Raw genomic sequence first — 13,027 nt, 5'->3', positions numbered from 1 at the left:
GAGGGCCCGTTCCATGAAAGAAATCAAGACAGAAGCTGAATTCCATGAACAGATTGCTCAGGAAAAACCGGTTGTGGTGAAATTTTTTACAGATTGGTGCCCGGATTGCCATCGGATCGATCCGTTCATGCCTGCTGTGGAAGAGGCGTATAAGGAAAAACTGGATATGGTAGCGGTCAATCGGGATACATTACCTGAGCTGTCACAGCAGCTGGAGGTGTTTGGCATCCCGAGCTTTATCGCGTTTTCCAAAGGAAAAGAACTGGTGCGGTTTGTAAGCAAGCTGGGCAAAAGCCGCGAAGAGATCGAGCATTTCCTCGACCGGGCGATTCAGGTGAGCGAGACGCTGGGACAAGAGTAACGACGAGAACGGCAGTGGGAGATCACCTCTGATGATAGCAATGGAAAAACAAGGAGAATGGCTGATCGGGACGATCCCCGATGAAGCCGATGGACTCCCGGCAGGCAGCTTGCTTCGGGAGCGGTGGAAATGGCCGAAAAAGCAGGTTCATCTGCTTTTTCAGCATAAAGAAGTATGGCTTGCGGGAAGACCGGCGGCCCAGCATGTCAAAGTGGCCGCGGGCCAGGAAATCAAGGTCAGAGCCTGTGCGCCGGAACCGTTTGGTCTGGATCCCTCGCCTGAAAAGCTGCAGGTATTGTATGAAGACGACCACTTGCTGATCGCTAGCAAGCCGGCCGGCATGCTGCTGCACCCGACGGAGAAATCCCATAAAAAAACGTTGGATCACCTCGTCGCCGGACATTTTGCACGGACCGGCGTGTTTTCGCGTGTCCGGCATGTGCATCGGCTCGATCAAGAGACGTCCGGGGTCGTCATGTACGCGAAGCATGCGCTCGCATCGGCGCTGCTGGACGAACATCTGCGCGAGCGAAAAATCAAGCGGCACTACGTTGCCTACGTTCACGGCAGTATGCCAAAAGACCGCGGGACCATTTCCGAGCCGATCGGGAAAGATCGCTTTCATTCCAGCCGCAGAAGAGTGACTCCCACGGGGGATGCTGCTGTCACTCATTTTCGGGTGACCGAGCGCTATGGAAATGCGACAAGGCTGGAATGCGAGCTGGAGACGGGACGAACCCACCAGATCAGGGTTCACCTCAGTTATTTGGGCTTTCCGTTGATCGGCGATGTTCTTTACGGAGGAAAGGACCTGTTCGTCAAACGTCAGGCGCTGCATGCAGCGATCCTGCGGTTTTCCCACCCGTTCGGAATGGAGTCGCTTGAAGTATCGGCGCCGCTGCCTGCCGATCTGCAGCAGCTGGAAAGCAGGCTCCGCGATTCGCCAATACACGGGTAACTGAATAAACTGCCAGGAAAGGAACCAGAGAGGGTGTTGAGATGAAACGACCCATCATTGGCATACTGACCTGGCGGGAGGGCAAGTCTTTCGCGGAACCGAGCTATTTTCGCAAAATGATACGGGCAGGGGAGGAACTCGGATGTACCGTGTTCTTGTTTTCGCCTGCGGACGTATCGGCAAACGGAAGGCAAGTTCGCGGATACATCCCCGCGGCTCGCGGCTGGCAGGCGCGCGTCTTTCCCCGGCCGGATGCTGTCATCGACCGGTATCGGTACACGCCGACAGAAGCATTCAGAAAGTACGTAGCGTTTCGCAAGGCAAGCGACCTGGTGTATACCAACAACCGGCTCGCGAACAAGTGGAAGGTGCACGAGGTTTTGGTGAAAGACAGCAGGATGCATCGGTGGCTGCCGGAGACGGCGCTGTACAATCGGCTTGCCTTGCAAAAGATGCTGGCCCGCCATTCGCTGCTCTATGTGAAGCCGGTAAATGGGACAGGAGGGCGGAATATCCTGTCGGTTGAAAAAACCCCGCAAGGCTATCATTTGCTGGGAAGGGATAAGCAGAGGGCGAAGGTGTCCACAGTGATCAGGCAGCTGGAGTCGGTTCAAAACAGGGTGAAAAAGTGGGCAACCCGCGACAAGTATATCGTGCAGCAGGGCCTGCATCTCAACCTGGTCCCCGGCAGGGCTGTCGACATGCGGCTGTTGATTCAGAAAAACGGCGAGGGGCAGTGGAGCATTACCGGTGCGGGGATGAGAGTCGGCGGAGTAAAGAGCGCCACCTCCAATCTTCACGGGGGAGGGAAGGCTGTCCCTGTAAAGGCGTTCCTTTCGGCGCGGTTTGGCGAGCAAAAGACCGGCGAGATCATTCAGGACTGCGAGCAGTTGGCCTATCAAACAGTCGAGACGCTGGAAAATCATTTCGGGCGCTTGATGGAAATGGGCTTGGACATCGGGATCGACGTAAAGGGACGCCCGTGGTTGATCGAGGTTAATCCGAAGCCGGGCAGAGAAATTTTTCGCGAAATGGGCTCGCTTGGGCAATACAGGGAGGCAATCAAAAGACCGATCCAATATGCCATGTATCTCGCGAGGTCCGGGACGGGAAAGAATGCGGTGCGGCCATCTGACAAAGCGGCGCGATAACAGCGCCGTTTTTGCTTTGCATGGATGACCTTGGCGTCAAGGTTCATTATATTGGGGAGAGGACGGTCTTTCCGGAATCATCCGGCCGGTCCTCGCCAGAAATCGGAATCATCCGGAATATTTTTGTAACAAACGGGCCTTTTATTCGTATTTGATTACAGAAACGCGCGAATAGAGCGCGTTTTTGGCGGCAGGGGCCTTGAAAGATGATTGAGCCATGCTCCCTTTTGGTCAGAATGGGAATGAAGGAGTTGATGACATGGAGCAGCTGATCCATTTGGCAACAGATTACTGGCCGATCGCAGTAGGCGCTGTACTGCTTATCTTGATCCTGCAAATGATTGTGAAGAGCTTGTTTCGGATCGTTACGGTAGTGGTCGCGATCGGCGTTATACTTGTACTGGTCTTTGAGTTTTCCCCCGAACAGGTGATCAACATGGGGCGTTCTGCGGTTCAGACGACGCAGGAAGCCTTGGAGAAGACGGTCGTTCCGTTGCTGGAAAAGGAAGTAAAGGATGCGGCGATCACGTTCCACGAGGACGGAAGCTATGAGATGAAGACAAAGAGCATCCAGATTACCGGGAAAAAGGGCGATCCGAAAGCGACGATCCGTTACGGGGACAACAGCTGGGAGGCTGATGTAAGCATTTTGGGGGAATTGTTCCAGGAGAAGCTGAACAAGGCGGAAGCCTCTATGAAAACGATGTAGATGGGGAAGGAGCAAATCTTCCGGAAAGCAGACAGGGCTGGCATGGACAAGGGTCAAAAGACCTTCCAGGCTAGCCCTGTTTGCTTATGGTATGGAACGAACGGGAGAGGAAGAGAGGTGGCTTGTCACTAGGTGCCAGTCAAGCACTGCAGTGGGGGGAACCAATTTCGCTCTGCCTTGAGCGTACGTCTACAAGCTCAACTGAGGTGGGACGCGCAGCAAGCTCGCCTGCTCAAACGAATACCCGACGCGAATCAGGAGAGGCTCGCTGTACGCTCTGCCTGTAAACATGATCCCGAACGGTTTTCCCGATGGCTCATAGCCGGCAGGCAAGGTGATGGAAGGGTATCCCGCCTTGGCTGCGATATCCGCCCCAAAATCATGGGGGAAGAGCAGGCAGTCCAGCTGGTGCTGGCCAAAAGCAGCGTCCAGACCTTCTGTTCGGGATCGCCTCAAATCGCACAGGCGGCTTTGCAGGTACTCCGGTTCAGTCAAACTGCCGCTCGTCAGCTCCGCTTTTTCCAGGATCTCTTGGCCAAAGCCCAAGGCCGAAGGGGCATTCGCCTTGTTCCATGCGATGACATCCTTGAGCGTACGTATCGGAAAGGAGGCTGGAAGCCGGGACAAATAAGCGTTTACGCCGGATTTGAACTCATAGTATAGAACGCTTGAGTCCCATGATTCCTGCTCGGAGGGGATGCGAATATTTTCGACCAATATCGCTCCCTGTTCCCGCAAAATTCGGAGCGCTGCCTCAAATAACGGCTGTTGTTCTTCCGTCATCACATCATCGATGAAAGAGCGAACGACCCCGATACGAGCGCCTCGCAGCCCGTTCTTATCCAGAAACGGGGTGTAATCCGTAAACGACACTCCGTTTCTTGCCCCGGTGGCCGGATCGTCGGCGTCCGCTCCTGTCATAGCACCGAGCAGGATCGCCGCGTCTTCTACGGAACGTGCCATCGGTCCTGCCGTATCCTGGCTGTATGCAATAGGAATAATCCCTGTCCGGCTGACAAGGCCGACTGTCGGCTTGATCCCGACAAGAGAGTGATTCGCAGATGGATTCAGAATCGAACCGGAGGTTTCTGTCCCAACCGCTGCGGCGGCAAAGCCTGCCGCTGCTGCCGCTCCCGAACCAGAGCTGGAGCCTCCCGCGTCGAACCGGCCGGGGCCGTATGGATTGCGGACCTGTCCACCGCGTGAGCTGTAGCCATTGGGCATTGAATCAGCCATGAAATTGGCCCACTCGGTCATGTTTGTCTTGCCGAGAATAATCGCCCCGGCTTTTCTCAACTGCTGAACGACGAAGGCATCCCGTCCGGCATAGGAGTCGGCGAGAGCAAGCGAGCCTGCTGACGTATGCATGTGATCGGCGGTTGCCACGTTGTCCTTGATCAAAACGGGGATGCCATGCAGCGGGCCGCGCTCTCCCTGGACCTGCCGCTCTCTGTCCAAGGCATCGGCGATATGTACAGCATCGGGATTGAGCTCCGATATGGCATTCAGCCCCGCTCCCTGTTTATCGTGCGCCGCGATGTGCTCCAAATAGGCGAGGGTCAGCTCTCTGCTGGTCGTAAGGCCTTCTTGAAGCGATTTTTGCAGCGTGAGAATCCCGGCTTCCCGCATCTCATTCATTGGCGCTGCTCCTTTCTTTGGCAAGATTGGTTTGGATGAAACTTCGCGAGGAGGAGTAGAAACCCTGCTATGGAGGCTGCAGAAAGCAGGCTCGGCGAAAAAGAGAAGAGGCTGATCATCGTTTCGATCATCAGCCTCGCAAGTGTATTTATTGGCCAGCTGGTTGCAGATTGTTTTCTTCTTCTACGTAACGGTTGCGTGGATGCTCGCGGCATTCGTCGGAGCAGGAGCGCTTGTATTTCCGTTCACACTCGGTGCAGCAGAAGTGCTGCTTGTTGCAGAACGGGTTGGCGCAGTTTACGTAGCGGTCTTCCGGCTTCCCGCAGTAGTAGCAGGTGCTGATGACGACATCTTCCTCCGTGTGGTTGATCTTCACGGAAATGCGCTCGTCAAAGACATAGCATTTGCCGTCCCACAGACGTCCGCGTACTTCCGGGTCTTTGCCGTAAGTGACGATTCCGCCGTGAAGCTGATAGACTTCTTCAAAACCTTCTTTCAGAAGGACGCCGGTCAATTTTTCGCAGCGGATTCCACCCGTGCAGTAGGTAAGGACCTTCTTGTCCTTGAATTGGCTTATGTTCTCGCGAATCCACTCGGGAAATTCTCTGGAAGACTCGACTCCCGGGCGAATGGCTCCACGGAAATGGCCAAGCTCGTATTCGTAGTCATTGCGGCCGTCCAGCACGACCACGTCCTGGCGCTGGAGCATTTCGTAAAATTCTTTTGGACTCAAGTATTTTCCGGTCAGCTCAGTCGGATGGAAGTCATCCTCCAGACGCCAGGTTACCAATTCTTTTTTGGGGCGGACGAACATCTTTTTGAATGCGTGTCCGTCGGCTTCATCTATTTTAAACCAGATGTCCGCAAAACGCGGATCTTTTCGGACGAATTCCATGTAGGCATCGGTTTGTTCCACGGTTCCGGAGACGGTCCCGTTCAATCCCTCGGGAGCGACGATGATGCGTCCCTTCAGGCCGAGTTCTTTGCAGAAGGCGAGATGCTCAGCGGCGTACTCCTCGTAATTGTCGAGATGGACATACTTGTAGTAAAGCAAAATACGGTACGGTTTTTGTACTTGCAATGTACAATTCACCCTTTCTACCTTATTAGATTTTAATGGTGCAACCGTGATTATAGCACAGGTAAAAAGATTTTGCCGAGAAAAAGGCTGGATGGAAATGATATTTTTTTGACAATCCGTTCCGTTTGTGAATCGAAAAAGGAAAAGTTTGGCGCGTATGGAAACAGAACAAGGGCGGAGCGCGTCAAAACTCATGAAGTGGATCACAGGCTTGATTGGATCAGTCTGGGATTCAACGGCAATCTATTTTTGCTGTAGGCAAGGGGGTATGTGAATGAAGACAGACAAGTCCGGAAAATCGGAAAATACGAGAGTTGCAACGGGACAAGCCGAGCCGGAATCAGCGGCAAAGCGAAGGACGATAAAGCCGATCCTCTGGGCACTCGGGATTATCGTCGTGGTGGCGCTGGCGAATCTCGCTTTTTCATCGATGGCAAACAAGGAGGGAGAAGCGAAGGCGACAAATGCTCCACCAACCGATGTTCCGTCTTTTGCAGTCGACTTTCTGAACGCCAAGGGATATAAGATCGAATCCAGCGAAGGCTTTGTCTCCTCGTACACATTGACGAAGGAATACCTGGCCAATGACGGGAGCCACGCGTGGGCTTATCAGGCAGTAAACCCCGATGTTTATCTGGGAAAAGAAATCAGTCTGTACAAGTTCATCGTATCCAACCATCCGCTCGATCTGGAATCTCCAACAGACGAATACGACAAAACGGTCATTGTCCTGATGACAAGCGGCACGGAAGTAATCGGAGGCACATCCGCCCCTCATTCAAAAGAACTGTTGCTAGGCGGACCCTACAGCCTTGATGGGAAGACCCTGGAGGAAGTGACCGGGCTGTCGTTCCAGGTATGGAGGGAACAGTGGGTAGAGAAGTACGGAGCCGGAAAGAAGGTCACTGAGTAAAACAAAAAACCGCTTCTACTTTTTTGGTAGCGGCGGTTTTTTTATCTGTTTCTGAAACAAAGCGGATGAAACGATGCAGCTCAGGGGTGCACGATGGCGGACTTTTACTGGTTTTGGAAAGCCTTGCCTTCGATATGATCCAGAATATCCGCATACAGACGAGTGTGGTAATACATGCCAAGCTGCATGCCTTGTTCGACAAGCCGCTTGTTTTCGCCTGCATAGACGCAGGAGACCACCTCGTAGATTTCATTGGCGTGAGTAACATCGAGGGTTTCGTGGTCTGTGAAATGGGCCAGATCGGTCTTGTTGCCGTATTCCGCAGAAGCGTAGGCACCGACCAAAGGGGAAACGCGGGCGACAATTTCTTCGATGACACCGAGCGCAGCCAATCCCTCTGGATACGGATAATGGAGACAAAGGTCAGTGACGGCCCGGTTGTACGCGATCACGCCTATGCAGGGCTGGCTCTGCGCCAATTCCTCTTCGCTGACCCCGATTCCGCGGAGAAACTGCTTGTAGGTTTCCAAATGAACGTGTGCGGTGTTCATGCGGCCATGCTCTTCAAACAGGTTCTCGACAAGCGGCATCCTCAGCCTGTAGTCCGGCATCTTCGTCAAAATGGCCGAGAGAAATCGGGGAAAATGGTGCACGACGTGATAAGTTTGCAGGGCAGCCTCTTTTGCCTGATCAGGGCCAAGCTCTCTGGAACGCAATGCTTCAAACAGCGGATGCAGTTCCACGGCAGCCTGGGAAAAGAGATTCGCTGCCAGCTGTTTTATATGGCGATAGGATTCTGTCATGGGTACCTCCTACATCAAAGTTAGTTCGTGCGAAGACAATGTCAAGCCATTCGGGGCATCTCCGTATACGTACGTGGTTGAGCCCAGCCTGATGGCCAACGGATGCCGGTAACGGGCCGCCTCCTCAGCGGATAGGCCGGAAAATGCGTAAGCGTACTGGTCGTGAAAATGCCGCGACAGATAAGAAAAGATCGCAGGACGACGATCCAGCCGATCGGCACTCGCATAATGAGCGATGTAAGCATGAGGAAGCGCTTGGCCCTTTGCGGGCAGACGCACCGCTCCGCGCAACCGGAACGGGGAATGGATTAGCCGCAAAGCGAGCGGGAGCGCCCGGGATGCCACCAGTTTGCGGACAGGGGATTGGTCCGCCACTTTGCATACCGCGACAATACGTCCCTGCTCGGCCACCCCGAGAAAACGGCCGTTATCCCGGATGAACCGTTCCTGGTCCGCGAAGGCAAACATACATGCTGGCGCCCATTTTTCGTAGTGCTGCCAAGCGGTTTCCCCGTCCATGTCCTGCACGTTCGTCCAGGAGCCTTGCAGCGGCAAAAAAAGCGGCAGGCCGAGATGAACGGTTTGCCCGATGGCTGCCGCAGCCGGAAACAGTCTTGCGCCGCGGACCAATGATGGCCTGTGCAGATTGCTGTCCCAAACGATGCTGTAGACCCATTGGTGCTCTTTCCGCAATGCGAAAACAACCTCTGTCACAAGGCGGTAAAACGCACGGGTCACAGTATATTCGGGGTGGAGCCGGAAATCGTGCAGGTAGGCAGCCTGCGTTTTTTGTCCGCCGATGAAGCGGAGCAGACTCGTAACCCCCAGACAGCCGATCAGCCGATCTCTTTTCCACAATCCGTAGTAGCGGGATTCCCCCCACGTCGCGCCAAGCGCGAAAAAATCAGGGGACCGATCCACGGTAAACAGATCGCTGCCGGTATCAGAGGTCGCGGCCAGTTCAAGCAGCGCCTGGTTATGTTCGGTTGACAGCAAGGATACCCGATAATTCACGACAACACCCCGACGGTCATTTGCTTGTACATCATCGAGCGCTCCAGCGCAGACATTTCGCGGGAAAGCTGCTGATCCTCGGAAAAACGCGAGCGCAGCTCTTCCGGGAGCGGGGGAGAGGCGAGCATGTTCCGGTAGAGGAGCACCGCCTGTCCGTTTTTTGCCTGAAGCAGAGCGCGGCCTATTTCTTCCCGCTGCGGCGGGGTTGCCCAATCGAAGACATTGGAGAGGAAAAATGCGTCGATCCCGGCCAAACGAGGGACAGCTTCCTGCAGGGAGCACGGGCAGACATGCAGCTTGTGCAGGTTGCGTCTGGCCAGCTCGTAGCCTGATTTACTGAGGTACCAGGGCGTTCCTTCGGGGTGATCCGGCCCATAGGAAGAAAACAGGAGCTGGGTAAAAAAGTAGTTGCCGGCCATAAGCCGGGTGCGCAGCTCTCGCTGAAACATGGCTTCAAAGAAGGTGCCGAAGTCATGCTCGCTGGCGTTTGCGAACATAAACGCCGGGAAAAACTGCAGGTGTGTCGTTTTGCTGAGCAGTATTTTTATCGCAGTCTGCCACGCTTCGGTTTGCAAATAGCGCGCGGCGAAAGCGATTTGTTCGTCCACGCTGCGAGAGTTCAAAAGCTTTTTCCACACCTCGTCGCCATAGACGTTATTGCGAATGTTCTGACCGACAAACCGGTAAAACCGCTCGGTCACCCCGCATTGGTTCAAGCCGAGGGCGATAAGCTCGGGATGCTTGTCCCAAAACGCCCGGGCCCAGTCTGGCAGCTGCGGCGCCAGCAGTCGGTAGGTTTCCAGACGGTCCGATCCGTCTGCCTCGCCGATGAAGGCAAGATACTCTTCCCGGCTGAGCTGCGCGATCGCAGCCCTTTTGCACTCGATCAGCGCCGCTTGGGCCGGATTTTGGTCGATTGCGTAGACGATTTCCGCATCGTCGCTTAAGAGAGAGAATGCCGTGCATCCACCGGAGCCGATCATCACGATCCGCCGCGGGCGGAAACGGCTTGCCAGTGAACGTTCTACCAGACTGTCTTCTCGTATTTGGGCAAAGTAGATGTCAGCCAACGGGAAGTGCCTCCTTGAATTTTTTCAGCATGAACGGGCGGAATCTGGACCAGTGCCTGAGCATCAGCAGTCCTCTCTTCAAGTCATGGTCAATGGCGGACCGCGCTTCGGTGCAAGGAGGGCAGGAGAGCAGCAGCATCTGGCTCCCGCCTTTTTCCGGCTCGATTCCGCGGGCGTGCAGCCAGGAGATGACAGCTTCCGGCCCGCTGCCCGGGCGGTACAAGGTTTCCGCGTGATGACTGGAGAGAGAAGACGGTTGAAAATGGGTAATGTGTGCCAGGCGGTTTGCGTAGATCTGCGCGGTCTTCTGAACGGGTGCAGGCGCCTTTAGAGCGTCAAGCGCGGGATAGGACGTCCGCCGGAATAAAGTCTTGAACGTCAACAACAGGTCGGGATTTTGCAGCTCTGCAAGCATGTGGAATGTTTCATGTGAATGCTTTTGCCAGGTCGAGCGGAAATATTCGAGGAACATCGGCAGGTAAGCCCGGCGCCGGGAAAAGAGCGGCCCCATGTAATAGAAGTGCTCGCCAATGTCGGGAAAGGCGTCGATCAGCTGGAAAGCGGCCAATCCCATATCGTCTTGTGCGTGTAAAATGAACGGATAAGACTGAAACCGCTCGTGAAGATAGTCAGCCATGTCTGTCGATTCCGCCAAAGGCAACGCCGTTTCGGCCAATGCCTGGCACGCGTCCCGCTGCAGCTCGGTCAAGCTGGAGACTGGCTGAAAGGCAATCTGGATCATGCTGGAGGGTCCTTTCCAGTATTGGTGAAAAACTACCTGTTATTGTAATCGTCAGACAAAGCAATGACAAGTCTGCCAGAAATGAGACTCTTGTCCTGTTTCTTTTTCCCCCGGCTTGTGGTACATACACGCAGAAATGGATGTGATCAATATATAGTATTGGATTTGTCGAAAAATTTAATCCCTTGCTATATATAGTGGTGTCTTGTACACTGATAAAAGGTTTTGAGACTCAAAATCTACCAATATAGATCCCGTCATTATGCCTAATCTGCCAGAGAGAAAATCACGGGGGAATAAGGAGTTGCGGCATGAACGCTGTTAGCACCATTCAAATAGTGAAACGAAACGGAGAGCGGGAAGACCTCCGCATCGACAAGCTGAAAAAAGTCATCGGCTATGCTTGCAAGGACTATCCAGCATGCGATCCGCTTGAGCTGGAGATGGACGCTTGCATTCAATTTCGCGATGGGATGACGACCAAGGAAATTCAGCGGATCGTGATGCAGACCGCTGTGGAAAAGACCAGCGTGGAAACGCCGGAGTGGCAATTCGTCGCTGCCAGGCTGCTCGCTTACGATCTGTACAAGGACGCTGCGATCAATCGCGGATACCGCGGCCATTTTGGCTACGGCGACTTTACCCAATTGGTGCATACATTGACTGAAAAAGGACTGTATGGTTCGTATTTGCTGGGAACGTACAGCGATCAAGATATTCAGGAGCTGCAGGCGTATCTCAAGCCGGAGAGGGACGAGCTGTTCAACTACGCGGGACTTCGCCTGCTGGCTGACCGCTATTTGATCAAGGACTACGACAAAGGGGTAATGGAGCTGCCCCAGGAACGGTTCATGATCATTGCGATGCACCTGGCGATGAAGGAGCAGGACAAGCTGAAACACGCCAAAGACTTTTACGACATCCTGTCCAAACTGGAGATCACTGTCGCTACGCCGACGCTCGCCAATGCGGGAACGCCGCATCACCAGCTGTCGTCTTGCTTTATCGACACGGTGGATGACTCCCTCACCGGGATCATGAATACGGCCGGAGCGACCTCCATGGTCTCCAAATTCGGCGGCGGTGTCGGCATCTATCTGGGGAAAGTGCGCAGCCGCGGCTCGTCTATTCGCGGGCACAAGGGTGCTTCCGGCGGCATTGTGCCGTGGACAAGGCTCTACAACCAGATTGCGATCAGCGTCGATCAGCTCGGTACGCGGGCGGGAGCATTTGCCATCTATCTGGATGTGTGGCATGCGGACATCCTCGATTTCCTGCTGCTGAAAACAAACAACGGGGACGACCGAATGAAGGCTCATGATATTTTCCCGGGCGTGTGCATTCCCGACCTGTTCATGGAGCGCGTAAAAGAGCGGAGCATGTGGTACTTGTTCGATCCGCATGAGGTCCGCGAGGTGATGGGCTTCTCCCTGGAGGATTCTTACGGTGAAGAGTTTGCCCGCCGCTACGAGCTGTGCGTCCAGGAAGAGAAACTGACGATCAAGACGGAAATCCCGGCGATCGAGATTATGAAGCGAATCATGGCCAGCGCCTTTGAAACGGGAACGCCGTTCATCTTTTTCCGCGACACGGTAAACAGAGCGAATCCGAATAAGCATGCGGGCATGGTGTACTCCTCCAACCTCTGCACGGAAATCATGCAAAATATGAGCCCGACCGTGTTTGTCAGCGAAGAGCTGGAGGACGGAGAAGTCGTTTACCGCTACAGACCGGGCGATTTCGTCGTCTGCAACCTTTCCTCGCTAAATTTGGGCCGTGTGCAGTCGAACGAGGACATCGCCAGAATCGTTCCGATTCAGATGCGGATGCTGGACAATGTCATCGATTTGAACTATTATCCGGTAAAGCAGGCGGAAGCCACCAACCAGAAATACCGCGCGGTGGGCCTCGGAACGAGCGGCTACCACCAGTACCTGGCGCAAAACGGGATCAGGTGGGAGAGCGAGGAGCACGTCGAGGCGGCGGACAAGCTGTACGAGGAAATCGCCTACCACGCGATTAAAACGTCGATGGAGCTTGCCCGTGAAAAAGGCTCGTACCACGTGTTTGAAGGCAGCGAGTGGCAGACCGGAGAGTACTTCGAGCGGCGCAACTACACGGATGAACGGTGGACTGCGCTGAAAGAGGATGTCGCCCGGCACGGTATGCGCAATGCCTGGACCTTCGCCGTGGCCCCGACGGGCACGACCAGCCTGATCGCCGGCTCCACCGCTTCTACCGATCCGGTTTACGCGAAGTTTTTCGTAGAGGAAAAGCGCAGCGGAAATATTCCGCAAACGGCGCCCAATCTAAACGAGAAAACGTTCTTTTACTACAAAGAGGCCCATCGCATCGATCAGCAGTGGTCGATCCGTGCTGCCGGAGCGCGACAGGTTCATATCGATCAGGCTCAATCGTTCAACCTGTACATCACGCCTCAGATCACAGCGCCGGAATTTCTCGACCTGTACATCCAGGCGTGGGAACATGGCTTGAAGACGATTTACTACGTCCGCAATCAATCTGTAGAGGTAGAGGACTGCGTAAGCTGCTCGGCATAACGGACAACAGCGAAAGAGCGACAAGC

The 13,027-nt window shown here is 54.5% G+C and carries 11 protein-coding genes and 1 pseudogene; 6 read left to right on the top strand and 6 right to left on the bottom strand.

Going from position 1 to position 13,027, the window contains the following annotated elements:
* Nucleotides 1-10: 10 nt before the first annotated feature.
* The 4 genes and pseudogenes from Q3F21_RS05815 to Q3F21_RS05800 all read left to right on the top strand — a co-directional run.
* Nucleotides 11-361 (top strand): annotated as a pseudogene (locus Q3F21_RS05815) (thioredoxin family protein); the annotation flags it as partial.
* Nucleotides 362-392: 31 nt separating this feature from the next.
* A complete protein-coding gene (locus tag Q3F21_RS05810; protein WP_340250523.1) occupies nucleotides 393-1,319 on the top strand; it encodes an RluA family pseudouridine synthase in 927 nt (308 codons plus the stop codon).
* Nucleotides 1,320-1,360: 41 nt separating this feature from the next.
* Entirely contained in the window at nucleotides 1,361-2,470 is a 1,110-nt protein-coding gene (locus tag Q3F21_RS05805; protein WP_340250522.1) for a YheC/YheD family protein, read from the top strand.
* A 259-nt stretch (nucleotides 2,471-2,729) separates the two neighbouring features.
* Nucleotides 2,730-3,179: a hypothetical protein gene (locus Q3F21_RS05800; protein WP_340250521.1), complete on the top strand. Its 450-nt coding sequence runs from the start codon at nucleotides 2,730-2,732 to the stop codon at nucleotides 3,177-3,179.
* Nucleotides 3,180-3,368: 189 nt separating this feature from the next.
* On the opposite strand, the gene Q3F21_RS05795 is transcribed toward Q3F21_RS05800, so the two are convergent.
* Entirely contained in the window at nucleotides 3,369-4,817 is a 1,449-nt protein-coding gene (locus Q3F21_RS05795; protein ID WP_340250519.1) for an amidase family protein, read from the bottom strand.
* A gap of 148 nt (nucleotides 4,818-4,965) precedes the next feature.
* Complete coding sequence (locus Q3F21_RS05790; RefSeq protein WP_340250518.1) at nucleotides 4,966-5,898, bottom strand: rhodanese-related sulfurtransferase; 933 nt, start codon at nucleotides 5,896-5,898, stop codon at nucleotides 4,966-4,968.
* A 274-nt stretch (nucleotides 5,899-6,172) separates the two neighbouring features.
* Between Q3F21_RS05790 and Q3F21_RS05785 the strand changes: the two genes are divergently transcribed.
* Nucleotides 6,173-6,811, top strand: a complete 639-nt coding sequence (locus tag Q3F21_RS05785) for a hypothetical protein (protein WP_340250517.1) — start codon at nucleotides 6,173-6,175, stop codon at nucleotides 6,809-6,811.
* Nucleotides 6,812-6,915: 104 nt separating this feature from the next.
* Here Q3F21_RS05785 and Q3F21_RS05780 read toward each other — a convergent pair whose 3' ends face one another.
* The 4 genes from Q3F21_RS05780 to Q3F21_RS05765 are packed head-to-tail and all read right to left on the bottom strand — an operon-like array spanning nucleotide 6,916 to nucleotide 10,440.
* A complete protein-coding gene (locus tag Q3F21_RS05780; protein WP_340250516.1) occupies nucleotides 6,916-7,614 on the bottom strand; it encodes a TenA family transcriptional regulator in 699 nt (232 codons plus the stop codon).
* A gap of 9 nt (nucleotides 7,615-7,623) precedes the next feature.
* Nucleotides 7,624-8,628, bottom strand: coding sequence for a hypothetical protein (locus Q3F21_RS05775; protein ID WP_340250515.1), 1,005 nt, complete (start codon nucleotides 8,626-8,628; stop codon nucleotides 7,624-7,626).
* Complete coding sequence (locus Q3F21_RS05770) at nucleotides 8,625-9,698, bottom strand: DUF3419 family protein (RefSeq protein WP_340250514.1); 1,074 nt, start codon at nucleotides 9,696-9,698, stop codon at nucleotides 8,625-8,627. The genes Q3F21_RS05775 and Q3F21_RS05770 overlap by 4 nt, the downstream gene beginning before the upstream one ends.
* Entirely contained in the window at nucleotides 9,691-10,440 is a 750-nt protein-coding gene (locus Q3F21_RS05765) for a hypothetical protein (RefSeq protein ID WP_340250513.1), read from the bottom strand. The genes Q3F21_RS05770 and Q3F21_RS05765 overlap by 8 nt, the downstream gene beginning before the upstream one ends.
* A 311-nt stretch (nucleotides 10,441-10,751) precedes the next feature.
* Here Q3F21_RS05765 and Q3F21_RS05760 point away from each other — a divergent pair, with 311 nt between their 5' ends.
* A complete protein-coding gene (locus tag Q3F21_RS05760) occupies nucleotides 10,752-13,001 on the top strand; it encodes a ribonucleoside-diphosphate reductase subunit alpha (protein ID WP_340250511.1) in 2,250 nt (749 codons plus the stop codon).
* The last annotated feature ends 26 nt before the right edge of the window (nucleotides 13,002-13,027 follow it).

The organism is Brevibacillus borstelensis, assembly GCF_037834415.1.
GTDB lineage: Bacteria > Bacillota > Bacilli > Brevibacillales > Brevibacillaceae > Brevibacillus > Brevibacillus borstelensis_A.
This window is presented reverse-complemented; position numbering and strand designations above follow the sequence as displayed.

Coding starts and splice junctions, on each gene's coding strand:
- Q3F21_RS05810 (WP_340250523.1), top strand. CDS start 393: ATGATAGCAATGGAAAAACAAGGAGAATGGCTGATCGGGACGATCCCC.
- Q3F21_RS05805 (WP_340250522.1), top strand. CDS start 1,361: ATGAAACGACCCATCATTGGCATACTGACCTGGCGGGAGGGCAAGTCT.
- Q3F21_RS05800 (WP_340250521.1), top strand. CDS start 2,730: ATGGAGCAGCTGATCCATTTGGCAACAGATTACTGGCCGATCGCAGTA.
- Q3F21_RS05795 (WP_340250519.1), bottom strand. CDS start 4,817: ATGAATGAGATGCGGGAAGCCGGGATTCTCACGCTGCAAAAATCGCTT.
- Q3F21_RS05785 (WP_340250517.1), top strand. CDS start 6,173: ATGAAGACAGACAAGTCCGGAAAATCGGAAAATACGAGAGTTGCAACG.
- Q3F21_RS05780 (WP_340250516.1), bottom strand. CDS start 7,614: ATGACAGAATCCTATCGCCATATAAAACAGCTGGCAGCGAATCTCTTT.
- Q3F21_RS05765 (WP_340250513.1), bottom strand. CDS start 10,440: ATGATCCAGATTGCCTTTCAGCCAGTCTCCAGCTTGACCGAGCTGCAG.
- Q3F21_RS05760 (WP_340250511.1), top strand. CDS start 10,752: ATGAACGCTGTTAGCACCATTCAAATAGTGAAACGAAACGGAGAGCGG.